General features: G+C 73.0%; 12 protein-coding genes. 2 read left to right on the top strand and 10 right to left on the bottom strand.

From position 1 onward, the window contains the following. Positions 1 to 95: 95 nt before the first annotated feature. Positions 96 to 572 carry a hypothetical protein gene (locus IOD16_RS14595; protein ID WP_201440490.1) on the bottom strand — a complete coding sequence of 159 codons (477 nt, stop codon included), beginning with the start codon at positions 570 to 572 and terminating at the stop codon, positions 96 to 98. Between the two features lie 160 nt (positions 573 to 732). On the opposite strand from IOD16_RS14595, the gene IOD16_RS14590 reads away from it, so the two are divergent. After that, entirely contained in the window at positions 733 to 1,317 is a 585-nt protein-coding gene (locus IOD16_RS14590; RefSeq protein ID WP_201440489.1) for a dihydrofolate reductase family protein, read from the top strand. Positions 1,318 to 1,428: 111 nt separating this feature from the next. Here the strand turns inward: IOD16_RS14590 and IOD16_RS14585 are convergent, their stop codons facing one another. After that, the gene (locus tag IOD16_RS14585) at positions 1,429 to 2,427 is read right to left on the bottom strand and encodes an RNA polymerase subunit sigma-70 (RefSeq protein ID WP_201440488.1); all 999 of its coding nucleotides are present in this window, start codon (positions 2,425 to 2,427) and stop codon (positions 1,429 to 1,431) included. A gap of 183 nt (positions 2,428 to 2,610) precedes the next feature. Between IOD16_RS14585 and IOD16_RS14580 the strand changes: the two genes are divergently transcribed. Beyond that, a complete protein-coding gene (locus tag IOD16_RS14580) occupies positions 2,611 to 5,154 on the top strand; it encodes a tetratricopeptide repeat protein (RefSeq protein ID WP_201440487.1) in 2,544 nt (847 codons plus the stop codon). A gap of 47 nt (positions 5,155 to 5,201) precedes the next feature. Here IOD16_RS14580 and IOD16_RS14575 read toward each other — a convergent pair whose 3' ends face one another. The 8 genes from IOD16_RS14575 to IOD16_RS14540 all read right to left on the bottom strand — a co-directional run bounded on the left by IOD16_RS14575 (position 5,202) and on the right by IOD16_RS14540 (position 13,058). After that, a complete protein-coding gene (locus tag IOD16_RS14575; RefSeq protein WP_201440486.1) occupies positions 5,202 to 6,347 on the bottom strand; it encodes a glycosyltransferase in 1,146 nt (381 codons plus the stop codon). A gap of 126 nt (positions 6,348 to 6,473) precedes the next feature. Then, positions 6,474 to 7,394 carry an alpha/beta hydrolase gene (locus IOD16_RS14570; protein WP_201440485.1) on the bottom strand — a complete coding sequence of 307 codons (921 nt, stop codon included), beginning with the start codon at positions 7,392 to 7,394 and terminating at the stop codon, positions 6,474 to 6,476. A 14-nt stretch (positions 7,395 to 7,408) separates the two neighbouring features. Beyond that, on the bottom strand, positions 7,409 to 8,377 hold the full coding sequence (locus IOD16_RS14565; RefSeq protein WP_201440484.1) for an alpha-ketoacid dehydrogenase subunit beta: 969 nt from the start codon (positions 8,375 to 8,377) through the stop codon (positions 7,409 to 7,411). Further along, the gene (locus IOD16_RS14560; RefSeq protein WP_236594982.1) at positions 8,377 to 9,378 is read right to left on the bottom strand and encodes a thiamine pyrophosphate-dependent dehydrogenase E1 component subunit alpha; all 1,002 of its coding nucleotides are present in this window, start codon (positions 9,376 to 9,378) and stop codon (positions 8,377 to 8,379) included. Before IOD16_RS14560 ends, IOD16_RS14565 begins: the two co-directional genes overlap by 1 nt. Next, the gene (locus tag IOD16_RS14555) at positions 9,366 to 10,265 is read right to left on the bottom strand and encodes a phytanoyl-CoA dioxygenase family protein (RefSeq protein ID WP_201440483.1); all 900 of its coding nucleotides are present in this window, start codon (positions 10,263 to 10,265) and stop codon (positions 9,366 to 9,368) included. The genes IOD16_RS14560 and IOD16_RS14555 overlap by 13 nt, the downstream gene beginning before the upstream one ends. 11 nt (positions 10,266 to 10,276) lie before the next feature. Beyond that, on the bottom strand, positions 10,277 to 11,365 hold the full coding sequence (hppD, locus tag IOD16_RS14550) for a 4-hydroxyphenylpyruvate dioxygenase (RefSeq protein ID WP_201440482.1): 1,089 nt from the start codon (positions 11,363 to 11,365) through the stop codon (positions 10,277 to 10,279). After that, on the bottom strand, positions 11,346 to 11,600 hold the full coding sequence (locus IOD16_RS14545; protein WP_236594981.1) for a hypothetical protein: 255 nt from the start codon (positions 11,598 to 11,600) through the stop codon (positions 11,346 to 11,348). The genes hppD and IOD16_RS14545 overlap by 20 nt, the downstream gene beginning before the upstream one ends. Before the next feature lie 48 nt (positions 11,601 to 11,648). Next, positions 11,649 to 13,058 carry a class I adenylate-forming enzyme family protein gene (locus IOD16_RS14540; protein ID WP_201440481.1) on the bottom strand — a complete coding sequence of 470 codons (1,410 nt, stop codon included), beginning with the start codon at positions 13,056 to 13,058 and terminating at the stop codon, positions 11,649 to 11,651. Positions 13,059 to 13,070 lie beyond the last annotated feature (12 nt).

Below are 13,070 nucleotides of genomic sequence, written 5' to 3'. Positions count from 1 at the left end.
ACCGAAACGCGCGCCCTTGGCGGAACTGCCCGGGAATGCGGAGGACGCAGGCCGCCGACGAAGTCCTGACCGACACGTTCACCGAATTGCGCGGCTCAACGGCCGGGGATCACCGCTCCGGTCGCGTCGAAGGCCTCGTGGGTGAGGTCGCCGTAGTCGTGATTCGTCTCGGCGGGCAGTCCCAGGAGGTAGACGCCTTGCCGCACCCGCGCCGGGATCACCCGGCCGTCCGGGATGCGGAAGTTCACCGCCACCACGTCGTCGCCCGCGTACCCGACCACGGTCGCGGCGAGCCGGTCGTCGTAGCCGGTGGACAGGGGAAGGCCGAACCCCGTCTCGCGGACCGGGTGGCGGGCGGGATCCGTGGTGCTGGTCCTGACGCCGAACTCGTCGACGCCGCACTTCATGATGGTGTCGCCCGAGATCGCCCCGACCACCAGCCGGCCGTCATCGCGCAGGTGAGCGTGCCCCATGACGAACGTCCCGCCGCCGGCGTGCTCGACGCACCGCTCGAACGCCGCCGCCGCGTCGGCCGACGACGTGTTGCCCGACCACGTGACGACCCGGGACATCCCACCTCCGGGACATACCGTGCCCGCTGGTGAGGCCCGAATCCGACGCGTGCCGAGTCGGGTACGCGAGGGCTGCCCGTGGACGCGGATCGGGCACCGATCAGCTTTCCGCGCCCCGCCCGTCTGTATGGGTGAGATCGATTCACGGGAGGTTGGCACGATGCGGAAACTGATCTTCGCCATGAACGTGACCCTGGACGGCTACATCGCCGCGACCGGCGACGACATCGGCTGGAGCGGCGGGGACGGACCGGACTCGTCACCGGGCGACGAGCTGTTCCAGTGGTGGTCCGACCGGGTCGGGGCGACGGGCCTGGCGCTGTACGGGCGCAAGCTGTGGGAGGCGATGAGTCCCCACTGGCCGACCGCCGACCAGCGGCCGGGGGCCACGCCGGCGGAGATCGAGTTCGCCCGCCGCTGGCGGGACATGCCGAAGGTCGTGTTCTCCTCCACGATCAGCACGGTCGACTGGAACACCCGCCTGGTCACCGGCGACGCGGTCGCCGAGATCACCCGGCTCAAGGCCGACGACGGCGGCCCCATGGACATCGGTGGCGCCACGCTCGCCGCGGCGGCGATGCGGGCCGGTCTGATCGACGAGTACGTCCTGGTCACCGCGCCGGTCCTGGTCGGCGGCGGCACGCCGTTCTTCACGGCCCTGGACAACTGGGTGAACCTCACCCTGGTGCAGACCCGGACGTTCCCCGGCGGTGTGGTGCTGACCCGGTACGAGACGAGGCGATGAGCACGGGCTGCCCCGCCGGCGGTGCCGGCGGGGCAGCGGGGTTCGCGTCACGCGGTGACTTCGGCGACCGCGCCCGGGGCACTGGACCCGTCCCGGTGGTGATGTGTCCGATCACAGCGTCGGGGGCAGGTCCAGCCACGGCTTGTCGGCGGCGTCGAACCCGGTGAGCCGGGCGATCTTCCCGTCCACGACGTGCAGGACCGCGACGGCGAACAGCCGGTGCCGCGGGTCGTCGGGGGTGCGGAGGTACAGCACGGCGGCGGGCATGCGGTTGACCGCCGTGGCGACACCGCGCCAGTCGTCGTGGCCGGGCCCGAAGAGCCCACCGGAGACCCAGCCGTCCACCGCGTCCTTCGCCGTCCTGGTCACGGTGCCCGGATCGGGCAGCATCGCGAAGCGCAGGTCGTCGCGCAGCAGTCCCATCAGCCCGTCGAGGTCGTTGCGCTCGTGGGCGTCGATGTAGGACCTCACCACGTCGCGCTCGTCGCTCGACAGCTCGTGGGTGGCGGTGCCGCGCCAGTCGAGGCGGCGGTCGGGCAGCTGCGCGCGCATCGTCACGCGCGCCCGTTGCAGTGCGCTGGTCACCGATGCGACGGTCAGCTCCAGGGCGTCGGCGGCGTTCGACGCCGGCCAGCCCAGGACGTCGCGCAGGATGAACACCGCCCGCTGCCGCGGCGGCAGGTGCTGGACGGCGACGATGAACGCCAGCTCGATCGTCTCCCGCGCCACCACCGACTCCTGCGGGTCTTCGGGGAGCATCCGGTCGGGGTAGGGCTGCAGGTGCGGCACCTCGGAGTCCGGCAGCTCGGACGGCACGGGTGTCCGGTCGTCGCGCTTCTCCAGGAAGTCCAGGCAGGCGTTCGTCGCGATCCGGTACAGCCAGGTCCGCAGCGCGGCGTGGCCCCTGAAAGACTCCCGCTTGTGCCACGCCCGCAGGAACGTCTCCTGCGTGAGGTCCTGGGCGTCCTCGTAGTTCGCGAGCATCCGGTAGCAGTGCACCTGCAACTCACGCCGGTAGCGCTCCGTGAGCAGCGCGAACCGCGCCGTATCGCCCGAGCGGACCGCCGCGACGACCGTGGCGTCGTCGCTCGGCAGGCTCTCGTCGGTCATGGTCGTCGATCCTTCCACCGGTGTGACGGGTCGTCAGAACTGACGACGTGGCGGAGGATTTCTGATCGGTGAGCCCTGCGCACGTCATCGATGTCGGACCCGCACCGGCCCGTGCGGCTCGTCCGCCGCGTGGATGGCGGTGGTTGGATGGATGCGGATGTCGATCCCGAGGGGGTGGCGTGCGTGGACGACGTTCGGCGGCCGTCGCAGTGGGCGTGGGCGCAGTCGGGGAGCAGCGTTCAGCAGGCCGGACGCGACATCCGCAACGACACCTACGACGTGCGCCTGTCTCCGGGGCACGGGCCGGGTCTGGTCTCGGTGGAAGCTCCGTGGGGACGCCTGCCCGAGCACCTGCGCGGCCGGGACGACATCTCGGCCGACTTGGCGGGCCTGGTGGCCGATCCGCCGGGCCGCCTGGTGGTGCTGCACGGCGCGGGCGGGTACGGGAAGAGCACGCTCGCACTGTGGTTGGCGCGGCACGCCGCCGATCGACAGGTGCCGGTGTGGTGGGTGTCGGCCGACAACGCGCAGACGCTGGCCGACGGTCTTCGAGAGGTGGCGCTGCAGGCCGGGGCGAATCCCGTCTCGGTGGAGCTGGCGTGGTCGGGCCGGGCCAGTGCGCCCGACCTGTTGTGGCGCGCCCTCGACGCCGTCGACGGCCGGTGGGTGCTGGTGGTCGACAACGCCGACGACCCCGACGTGTTGTCGGGCGGAGGTCGGTTGTCGGAGGGCACGGGTTGGCTGCGTCCCCCCGAGCCGGGCCACGGCCTGGTGGTCGTCACCAGCCGGCAGGGCAACCCGCGGGCCTGGCCGCGGCACACGGACCAACGCCTCCTGACCGGTATCGACGCCGCGGACGCCGGCCTCGTGCTGACGGACCTGGCGGGACCGCGGGCGGGCAGCCTCCCGGAGGCCCAGCGCCTCGGCGACCGGCTCGGCGGCCTGCCGTTGGCGTTGCGGCTGGCCGGCAGCTACCTCGCCGCCGGCGCCGACGCGCTCCTCGTCCCGGGCGCCGAGCTCCCCCGGACGTTCGCCGACTACCAGGCGGCGCTCGACGCCCGCGTGGACGTGCTGGACGCCCCACCGGCCGATCACGACGAGGAACGCGACGAACGGGAGCTGATCTCCCGCACCTGGGAGCTGTCCCTCGACCTGCTGGCCCGCCGCGGTCACCCCCGGGCCCGGCCGCTGCTGCGGTTGCTGTCCTTCTTCGGCCAGGCGCCCATCCCGGTGGACGTGCTCGACGCGGCCCTGCTGGCCACCGTGCCGACGTGGGCGGCAACCACCCCGGAGACCGTGTCCCGGCTGCTGCGCGTCCTCCTCGACCTCGGCCTCGTCGACCGCGCCGACCTCCCCGACCGACAGGCGCTGACGCTGCACCGCCTCATCCGCGACACCAACCGCCATCACGCCGCCGCCGAGCCGGACGTCCACCAGCACGCCATCGCTCTCGTCAAGCTGGTGCACGCGGCCACTCGCACACCACTCATCACGCAGGAGGCGTGGTCCCGCCGGCACGCGCTGGCCTCCCACGCCGAGGCGGCGCTGGAGCTGTGCCGGGCACACCTCGACCACGTCCCGCCGGACCTGGTCGAACAGGCGATCACCGCCGCTCGCGAGGCGGCCTTCTTCCGCCGGCACGTTCACGACCTCGACCAGGCGGCGGTCGACTTCCAGGTGATCCTCGACTGCCGGCGGCAGACCTTGGGCGAGCACCACCCCGACACGCTCGCGACCAGGACGGACCTCGCCGTCGTCCGCGGCACGCCCGCACTGCCGGGGCAGCCGGACCAGGCCGAGGCGGAGCTGACGGAAGTGCTCGACGTGCAACGACGCGTGCTCGGCGACCACCACCCCGACACGCTGCGCACCCGGCACGCGCTCGCCGGCAGGCTGGCCGAGCGGGGTGACTGGCCCGCCGCCGAGCAGGCACACCGGCGGACGACGGAGATCGCGCAGCGGGAACTGGGACCGGATCACGAGGCCACGCTGGCCGGCCGGCACGCCCTCGCCCAGGCCCTCTACTCGCTGGGGCGGTCAGCCGAAGCCGAGACGGAGTTCCACGCGGCGCTGGAAGCCCATCGCCGCGTCTTCGGCGAGGAGCACGCCAACACGCTGGCCACCTGGCACGGCTACGCGACCGTGCTGGCCGACCTGGAGAAACCGGCGGCCGCGGCGGCGGAGTTCCGGTCGATCCTGCGAATCCAGGCGCGCAAGTCCGGCGAGCACTCGGAACCCGCGCTGAGCGCACGCCACGGCCTCGGGCACTCCCTGCGCCGACTCGGCCGGAACACCGAGGCCAAGGCCGAGTACGAAGCCGTGCTCGACCTCGGGCGGCCGACGTTGGGCGACGAGCACCCCGGCATCCTGACCTGCCGGGCCAACCTCGCCGCGCTCCGGGCGGAACTGGGCGACACCGCCTCTGCCGAGACCGAGCTCCGCGACGTGCTGGAGATCCAGTGTTGCGTGCACGGCCTGGCCCATCCCGCCACGCTGCAGACGCGACTGGACCTCGCCTCCCTCATGGCGCTCAACGGCGACACACCGTCCGCCGAGGCACTGCTGTGGCAGGTCGTGATGCTCGGATCGCCGACGCTGGGCCTGGACCACCCGATGATCCGACTGTGCCGGCTGCTCCTGAACACGGTGACGTCGAGCCCGACACCTCGACGCGCCGCGCGCCGCCCGCGACGCACCGGCCCCGCCCGACGACGACGCCGTCGATGACCACCCGGACCGCGACGACCACCGACCCGGCGGCCGGCGGGTTCTGCTCAGGCGTAGTCGGGCAGGGTGCGGGCGACGTCGTGAGGTGACGGCATGCCGGCCACCTCGGCGGCCATCGCGTGGGCTGCGGCGCGTACGGCCTCGTCGGTGAGCAGGTGGCGGGCCTTGGTGGTGATCGCCTCGGCGGTGGCGTCCTCGGGCCGCAGGTGGTCGCCCAGCCCGGCCTCGGTCACCACCACGCCGTTGTTGAACTGGTCGGCCGCCTGGGGCAGGACGAGCTGCGGCACGCCCGCGCCGAACGTGCCCAGGGTGGTGCCCGCGCCGCCGTGGTGGACCACGAGGTCCGCGTGGGGCAGCAAGTCGGCCTGGGGCACCCACGGCAGCACCACGACGTTGTCGGGCAGTTCGCCCAACGTCCCCGGATCGACCTTCGGGCCGGCGGCCACCAGCACCCGCGCGCCCAGCACCGCCAGGCCGTCGACGGCGGTGCGCAACAACGTCGCCTGGCTGAACGCCGTGCCCAACGTCAGGTACACCAGGGGCTCCCGGTGCTCCTCGACCCACGACGGCAACTCCCCCGCTGCGGCGAACGCCACCGGCCGCAACGGGATCCGGTGGGCCGACGAGGCCAGGAACTCCGGGTTCTGCACCGAAGGCGGGCAGATGTCGAGGTACGGGTGGCCCAGCGCCATCGAGTCGGTCCGGGGCACCTCGACTCCCAGCTCCGCGCCGAGGGCGGTGAGGTAGTCGCGCGCGGGCGCGGCGAAGTCGGGCTCCTGCCACATCCGGCCGTACGAGTGGCACAGCGCGGGCACGCCCGCGGCCTTCGCGGCCAGGCCCGCGCCGGGGTTGCCGAACTCGTGCACGACCAGGTCGGGCTTGCGCTCGGCGAGGACCGGCGCCAGCCCGGTGGCGAAGCTGCGCGGCAGCACCGAGGCGAACGTGAACGCGACCCGCTCGACGTCGACGTCGCCCGGCGTCCCGGGCCTGGTCCCCGCCATCGCCTGCTCGAACGCCTTGCGCGGCGACAGGCCGCCCTCGACGTGCTCGATTCCTTGTGAGGCCAGGACGTCCGCGAAGCCCTTGCCGGTGAAGTAGTCGACGTCGTGGCCGAGCTCCCGCGCGGCGACCGCGAGCGGCAGCAGGGGGAACGTGTGCCCGTACAAGCCGAGGCTGGAGAAGAGGATCCTCACGGTGGCGAGCCTAGACTCCGCCGCACCCGACGCCTATGCGCGTTCCCGCTGGCAGTCATTCCACTTGGCACGGTGCCGAACCGGCCCTGGCAGGGATTCCCGGACGCCGTGTCGGCGACGTGGGCGTCACGGACCGAGGTGCGCGCGCAGGAACGCCGCGACCTCGGCCCGCGCCTCACGGGCCGCGTCCACCACGCCCGACATGGCGAAGAAGCCGTGCGCCGTCCCGAGGTACCGCGTGGCGACCACGGGCACGCCGGCCTCGCGCAGCCGGTCGGCGTACTGCTCGCCCTCGTCGCGCAGCGGGTCGTGCTCGGCGGTGATGACCAGTGCCGGCGGCAGCCCGGTCAGGTCCTCGGCGAGCAGGGGCGAGGCCCGCGGGTCGCGGCCGTCGTCCGGGTTCGCCAGGTAGTGGCCCCAGTACCAGGCGACGGATCGGCGGTTGAACGCGGCGGGATCGTCGTTCTCGCGCATGGACCCGGTGTCGCCGCGGTGGTCGGTGTTGGGGTAGACCAGCACCTGAGCGGCCAACGGGGGCCCGTCGCGGTCCAGGGTCACCACGGCCGCGAGGTTGCCGCCGGCGCTGTCGCCCGCCACGGCGAGGCGGTCGGGGTCGACGCCGAGCTCGGCCGCGTTCGCGGCGATCCAGGCGACGGCCGTGCGGCAGTCGTCCACGGCGGCGGGGAACTTGTGCTCGGGCGCGAGCCGGTAGCCGACGGTGATCACCTGGCACGGCACCGCGTTGGCCAGGGCGCGGCAGATCTCGTCGGAGGTGTCGATGCTGCCCAGCGCCCACCCGCCGCCGAAGAAGTAGACCACGGTGGGCAGGGGCCCGGCCGCGTCCACCGGGCGGTAGACCCGGATCGGCAGGTCGCCGCCCGGTCCGGGGAGGCGCCGGTCGGTGACGTGGCGCACCGGCTCGCCCGCGCCCGCCGCCGCCCGGATGGCGGCGAGGTCGGCCGCCCGCGCCTCCTCGACCGAAAGGGTGTAGAGCGGCGGGGAGGCCGTGTTCCCGGGCGCCGTCGTGAGCTGCGGGTCCAGTGGCATGCGGGCCTCCGTCGTCACTGCTTGAGCACCTTCCGGATCGCGGCGGTCAGCTGGGCGCGATCGGGTTGCACGGCGAGGTCGAGCCCGCGGGCGAACGGCACCACGGCGCCGTCCGGCCTGGTCACCCGGACGGGCGGCACGACCAGGTCGCACCCCTCGGCCGCGGTGGCGAGGACCTCGGCCGCGATGCCGCACATGCGGTTGGAGTCGTCGACCACGACCAGCCGCCCGGTCTTGGCCAGCGAAGCGGCCAGCCCGTCCCAGTCGAAGGGGTACACCGTGCGCGGGTCGAACACCTCGACCGAGACGTCACCGGCCAGCTCCTCGGCGACCGCCACCGCGTCGTGCACGAGGTGGCCGACCGCGACGACCGTGACGTCCTCGCCCTCGCGGTGGACCCGGCCGACACCGAGCGGCACCGGGGCCAGCCCGTCGTGGTCGACGTCCACGCGGACGTCGAGCGCCGCCGCCGGTGCGAACACCACCACCGGGTCGTCGTCCCGGATCGCGGTCGCCAGCAGGCCGTAGGCGTCCTCGGGCGTGGCCGGCACCACCGTCTTCACCCCGGCGTGGGCGAACAGGGCGTACGGGTGGTCGGAGTGCTGCCCGGCCCAGCCCGTCCTCGACCCGGAGCCGGGCACCAGGTACGTCACCGGCACGCGGGTCTGGCCACCGGTCATCAGCGAGAACTTGTGCGCCTGGTTGACGATCTGCTCGAACGCCAGGTACAGCAGCGCCGGGATCTGGAACTCGATCACCGGTCGCCGCCCGCGCAACGCCGCCCCGGTGGCGAAGCTCGTGAACGCCTGCTCCGACAGCGGCGTGTCCAGCACCCGGTCGGGCCCGAACCGCTTGAGCAGGCCCGCGGTCACGTTGGAGACCGCGACCCGGACGTCCTCGCCCAGCACGAACACCGCCGGATCACGGGCCAGCTCGTCGACGAGCGCCCGGTTGAGCGCCTTCCGGTAGGACAGCCACGGCATCACCCACCACCGCCCGGACGCGCCCGCATCCCGGTGGCGTACAGGTGGTCGAGCGCGCCGACGGGGTCGGGGTGGGGGCTGTCGAGCGCGAACGCGACGGCCGCGTCCACGACGGCCTCGACTTCCGCGTCGACGCTCGTCCGCTCGTCGCCGGTCAGCCGCGCGCCCTGGATTTCCACCGGATCCCTCTCCCGTCCACTCCGGACCTCGTCGTCGTCGCGGTAGCGGACCCGGGCCTTGTGCTCCCAGGTGTGGTGCGCGTCGAACCGGTAGGTCAGGCACTCGACCAGCGACGGCCCGCCGCCCGCGCGGGCGCGGTCCACCGCTTCGCGCGCCGCGTCGAGCACCGCGCGCGGGTCCATCCCGTCCACCGTCACCGACGGCATCCCGAACGCCTCGCCACGCCCGGTGATCGTGCCCGCGACGGCGTCCGCCACGGTCAGGGTGGTGGCGTAGCCGTTGTTCTCGCAGACGAACAGCGTCGGCAGCCGCCACAGGGCGGCCAGGTTCATGGCCTCCAGCAGCACGCCCTGGTTGACCGCGCCGTCGCCGAAGAAGCTCACCGCGACCTGGTCGCCGCCGTCCTGCCGGGCCGCCCAGGCCGCCCCGGCGGTGATCGCGCCGTTCGCACCGACGATCGCGTTCGCGCCGAGGATGCCCGACCCGAAGTCCGCCGCGTGCATCGACCCGCCGCGCCCCCGGTTCAGCCCGGTGGCGCGGCCGGCCAGCTCGGCGAGCGTCCGGGCCGGGTCGGCGCCCTTGGCGAGCACGTGCCCGTGCCCGCGGTGGGTGCTGGTGATCATGTCGTCCACGCGCAGCGCCGCGCACACGCCGGCGGCGACGGCCTCCTGGCCCGTGTAGGGGTGGATGCCGCCGATGATGTCGCCGGAGCGCACGAGTTCGACCGCCCGCTCCTCGAACCGGCGGATCAGCCGCACCGTGCGGTACAGGCCGACGTCGGAGTCCGGCGCGTGTGCCGCCACGGCGGTCAGGAGCGCCACACGGGCGGGCAGAACTCCGGGTCGGCGTAGTCCGGCCTGCCGTCCGCGGTGCGCCGCACGAGGGAGTCGTGGTTGTAGAAGGCCAGGTTGCCGTCCGACAGGGGGAACTCGCGGTAGGCGTTGTCGCCGTCCTGCAGGTGCAGCGAGATGGCCTGGCGCGGCCGGGTGGAGCGGTTGGGCCCGCTGCCGTGGTAGGTCCGGCAGTGGTGGAAGCTCATGTGCCCCTTGGGGATGATCATCGGGATCTTCCGGACCGTGGTGCCGTTGTGCTCGGCGTTGGCGGTGAGCAGGTTCTCCAGGTGGTCGGCGTCGCGCTCGGCGAAGTGCTTCGTGGCGCTGTCGTCCGAGCCGACCTCCTCCCAGAGGTGGCTGCCGTCGACCATGGTGATCGTGCCCAGCTCCTCGTCGCAGTCGTGGAACGGGATGAACGCGGTGAGCATCCGGTCCGACGAGGACGACGACCAGTAGTGCTTGTCGAAGTGCCAGGGCACGACGTTCGACGGCTCCTCGGCGATCGGCGGCTTGTAGATCAGGGTCGACTGGAACACCCGGATCTCGTCGGCCTCCGCCAGCCGCGCGGCCACCGCGCCGATCAGCGGCTTGAGCAGCGCCTTGGCGATGCCGTCGCTCTCGTAGTGCACGTAGTCGTTGTGGCGCTGGACATCGCCGTGCTCGGGCGTCCAGTAGGCCAGCCGGGGCGGGCGCGTCGGCAGCCGCCTGCTCCGCTCACCGGAGTAGTAGCGGCCGACGGCCGCGGTCAGCTCGTCCACCTCGTCGTCGGAGAACAGCTTCTTCGACAGGTACCAGCCGTGCTCGGCGAAGAACCGGACGTCGTCGTCGGACGGGAGCAGCGCGCGTTCGTGGTCGGTCAGCGTGAACTCGTTCACCGTGGTTCCCTTCACGGGGCCGTCGTGCCGGACAGCTCGCCCTGCTTCGCCTCGTACAGCGCCTTGATGTTCCCGCTGCCGAAGGTCAACGCGCCCCGCCGCTCGATGATCTCCAGGAAGAGCGTCCGGCGCACGTGCATCGACTCGGTGAAGATCTGCAGCAACTGGCCCCAGTGGTCCCGGTCGACCAGGACGCCGAGGCGGCGCAGCTCGTCCAGCGGCGCGTCCAGGTGACCGACCCGCTCCTCGAGCGTGTCGTAGTAGGAACCCGGCGTGCCGAGGAACCGCACGCCCTTGTCGCCGAGGGTGCCCACCGCCTTGACGATGTCGTCGGTGCCGAACGCGACGTGCTGCACGCCCGCGCCGGCGTGCCACGTCAGGAAGTTGTCGATCTGCCCCGGCTGGCGTTCCGGGTCCGGCTCGATCAGCGTGAAGGTGACGTGACCGGACGGGCTCTGCACGACCCTGGAGTCCATGCCCTGCCCGCCCACCTCGACGTACTCCTCGAAGATCTGCTCGAACCCGAAGACGTCCACGTAGTAGCGCGCGGTCGAGGCGAGGCCGCCGGCCGGCACGCAGATCGCCAGGTGGTCGATCGCGCGCAGCAGCTTGACGTCGGTGTCCGGGTGGGGTTCGGCCACCTCGATCGCGCCGGGCAGGAACTCGCGCGGCGAGCCGTGCCGCTCGACCAGCCGGTGCGTCACGTCGGAGAAGCCGGAGACCTCGGCGACGACGACCCGCCGGTCGTCGCCCCCGGCAGCCGCGGACGCGTACTCACGGGGCGGTGACACCGGTTCGGCGCCCCGCTCGGTGAGGGTGCGGTAGGCGGCCGCGACGTCGTCCACCCCGATCCCGACCACGGCCACGCCGTCGCCGTGCCGTCGCACGTACTCGGTCGCGGGGTGGTCGGGCACCAGGCCGGTCGTCAGCACGACCTGGATGTCACCCTGCCGCAGCAGCAGCGAGCGCTGGCCGGCCAGCCCCGTCTCGGGGCCGCCCTGGCCGCAGACCTCGAACCCGAAGGCGCTGCACAGGTAGAACGCCGTCTGCTTCGCGTCGCCGACGTATAACTCGATGTGGTCAATCCCGGATATGTTCATCAGGCATCCCGATCACTTCCCGGAGCACGTCAGCGGCTCCGGAGACGGTGGTCATGCGGCTGTACTGGCCGCTGTCGAGTTCCATGCGCACGCCGTAGCGCTGTTCCACCTGGTGCACCAGCCAGGCCAGTTCCATCGATTCGATCAGCTCGGGGACGTCCTCGGACGGCCTGCCGTCGAGGCTCGCCAGCATCCGCAGGACGTCGTCCCGGCCGGGTGTCTCTTCCTGGCTCACCGCGGCACCCCGCTCCCGGGTGCGGCGACGGTTCGTGTTCTCATCGGATCACATCCCTCCGGACGCGGCCTGGCGGAGCACCGACCGGTCGCGGACCAGCTTTCCCGTGATGGTGCGCGGCATCGCGTCGAGCACGTGCAGCCGGCGTGGTCTCTTGTAGGCGGCGAGCCGCTCGGCCAGGCCCGCCTGGACGGACGCCGCCGTGGCGGGCGCGTCGAGCTGCGCGTAGGCGGTGATGACGTCGTCGTGCAGCACGACGGCCGCCACCACGCCCGGCAGTCCGGCCACCGTGGCCTCCACCTCGGTCAGGTCGACCTTCAGGCCGCCGACCGACACCTGAGAGTCCAGCCGTCCCTTGACGGTGACGAGGCCGGTGTCCGGGTCGACCGCGCCCGCGTCCCTGGTGCGCAGCCAGCCGTCCGCCCACCGGTCCGGGTCGGACAGGCCGACGTACGGCGACTCCGGCCGGCTCACCAGCAGCTCGCCGTCGCGCTCGACGACCGACAGGCCGGGCGCCGGGGTGAGAGCGGGCCGGTGCTCGCCGAACAGGTCGGTGGCGATCACACCGACCTCGGTCATGCCCCACATGTTGCCCAGCGGCACGCCGTACTTCCCGGTGAACGCGGCGGCGGTCGCGGCGGGCACCGGTTCGCCGCCGGTGGTCATCCGCTTCAGCTGCGGCAGCGACGGCGGCTCCACCACGGACGCGAGCAGTCCGATGTGGAACGGGACGCCCAGCACCGTGGCCGGGGTCGGTTCGGCCGCGACCGCGTCCAGCACGCTGTCGCCGGTGAGCCGGTCGGGCGGCCTGATCTGCACGCCGGCGTGCAGGCCGTACAGCAGGGCGCCGACCAGGCCCAGCACGTGCACCATGGAGGCCAGCACCACGATCCGCTCGCCCGGCAGCGGCACGCCGTCGATCCGGGTGTACCGCTCGATCTCGGCGACCAGGTCGGCGGCCGTGCGGCCGATCACCTTGGACGGACCGGTGGACCCGGAGCTGAACTGGATCACCGCGTGCGGTGTCCCGGCGGGCCGGCCGGAGCGGGCCGTGACGGTCTCCTCCACCTCGGCGAACGCGCTGAGCGGGCTGCTCGTGACGCGTCCCGGCTCGACCACCACCTGCGGTGCGAGCCTGCCGAGCGCCAGCTCGACCTCGTAGGCGGTGAGGCGGTGGTCGAGGAGGCTCACCTGGGCGCCGAGGCGCCAGCCGGCGAGCAGGTTCGCCACGTACGCCGTCGACGGCGGCAGCCGCAGCGCGAGCGAACCGCCCGGGCCCAGTCCGGCCGCCGCGAGACGTGCCTGCGCGTCCGCGACCATCCGGCGCAGCGCACCCCGGTCGACCGGTCCGCCCGAATACAGGCAGATATCGTCGTCCGCGCCGCGGAGCAGGATCTCGTCCACCCATTCCGGACTCGTCACGAGTTCGAACCCGGACGACGCCAGGCCTTTTGTCATCAGGTCTCCCCG

This window comes from Saccharothrix sp. 6-C (assembly GCF_016695385.1).
GTDB lineage: Bacteria > Actinomycetota > Actinomycetes > Mycobacteriales > Pseudonocardiaceae > Actinosynnema > Actinosynnema texasense.
This window is presented reverse-complemented; position numbering and strand designations above follow the sequence as displayed.

Bases quoted from the DNA above. Each gene is read 5' to 3' on its own strand.
- IOD16_RS14595 (WP_201440490.1), bottom strand. From the start codon at position 572: ATGTCCCGGGTCGTCACGTGGTCGGGCAACACGTCGTCGGCCGACGCG.
- IOD16_RS14590 (WP_201440489.1), top strand. From the start codon at position 733: ATGCGGAAACTGATCTTCGCCATGAACGTGACCCTGGACGGCTACATC.
- IOD16_RS14585 (WP_201440488.1), bottom strand. From the start codon at position 2,427: ATGACCGACGAGAGCCTGCCGAGCGACGACGCCACGGTCGTCGCGGCG.
- IOD16_RS14570 (WP_201440485.1), bottom strand. From the start codon at position 7,394: ATGCCACTGGACCCGCAGCTCACGACGGCGCCCGGGAACACGGCCTCC.
- IOD16_RS14565 (WP_201440484.1), bottom strand. From the start codon at position 8,377: ATGCCGTGGCTGTCCTACCGGAAGGCGCTCAACCGGGCGCTCGTCGAC.
- hppD (WP_201440482.1), bottom strand. From the start codon at position 11,365: ATGAACATATCCGGGATTGACCACATCGAGTTATACGTCGGCGACGCG.
- IOD16_RS14540 (WP_201440481.1), bottom strand. From the start codon at position 13,058: ATGACAAAAGGCCTGGCGTCGTCCGGGTTCGAACTCGTGACGAGTCCG.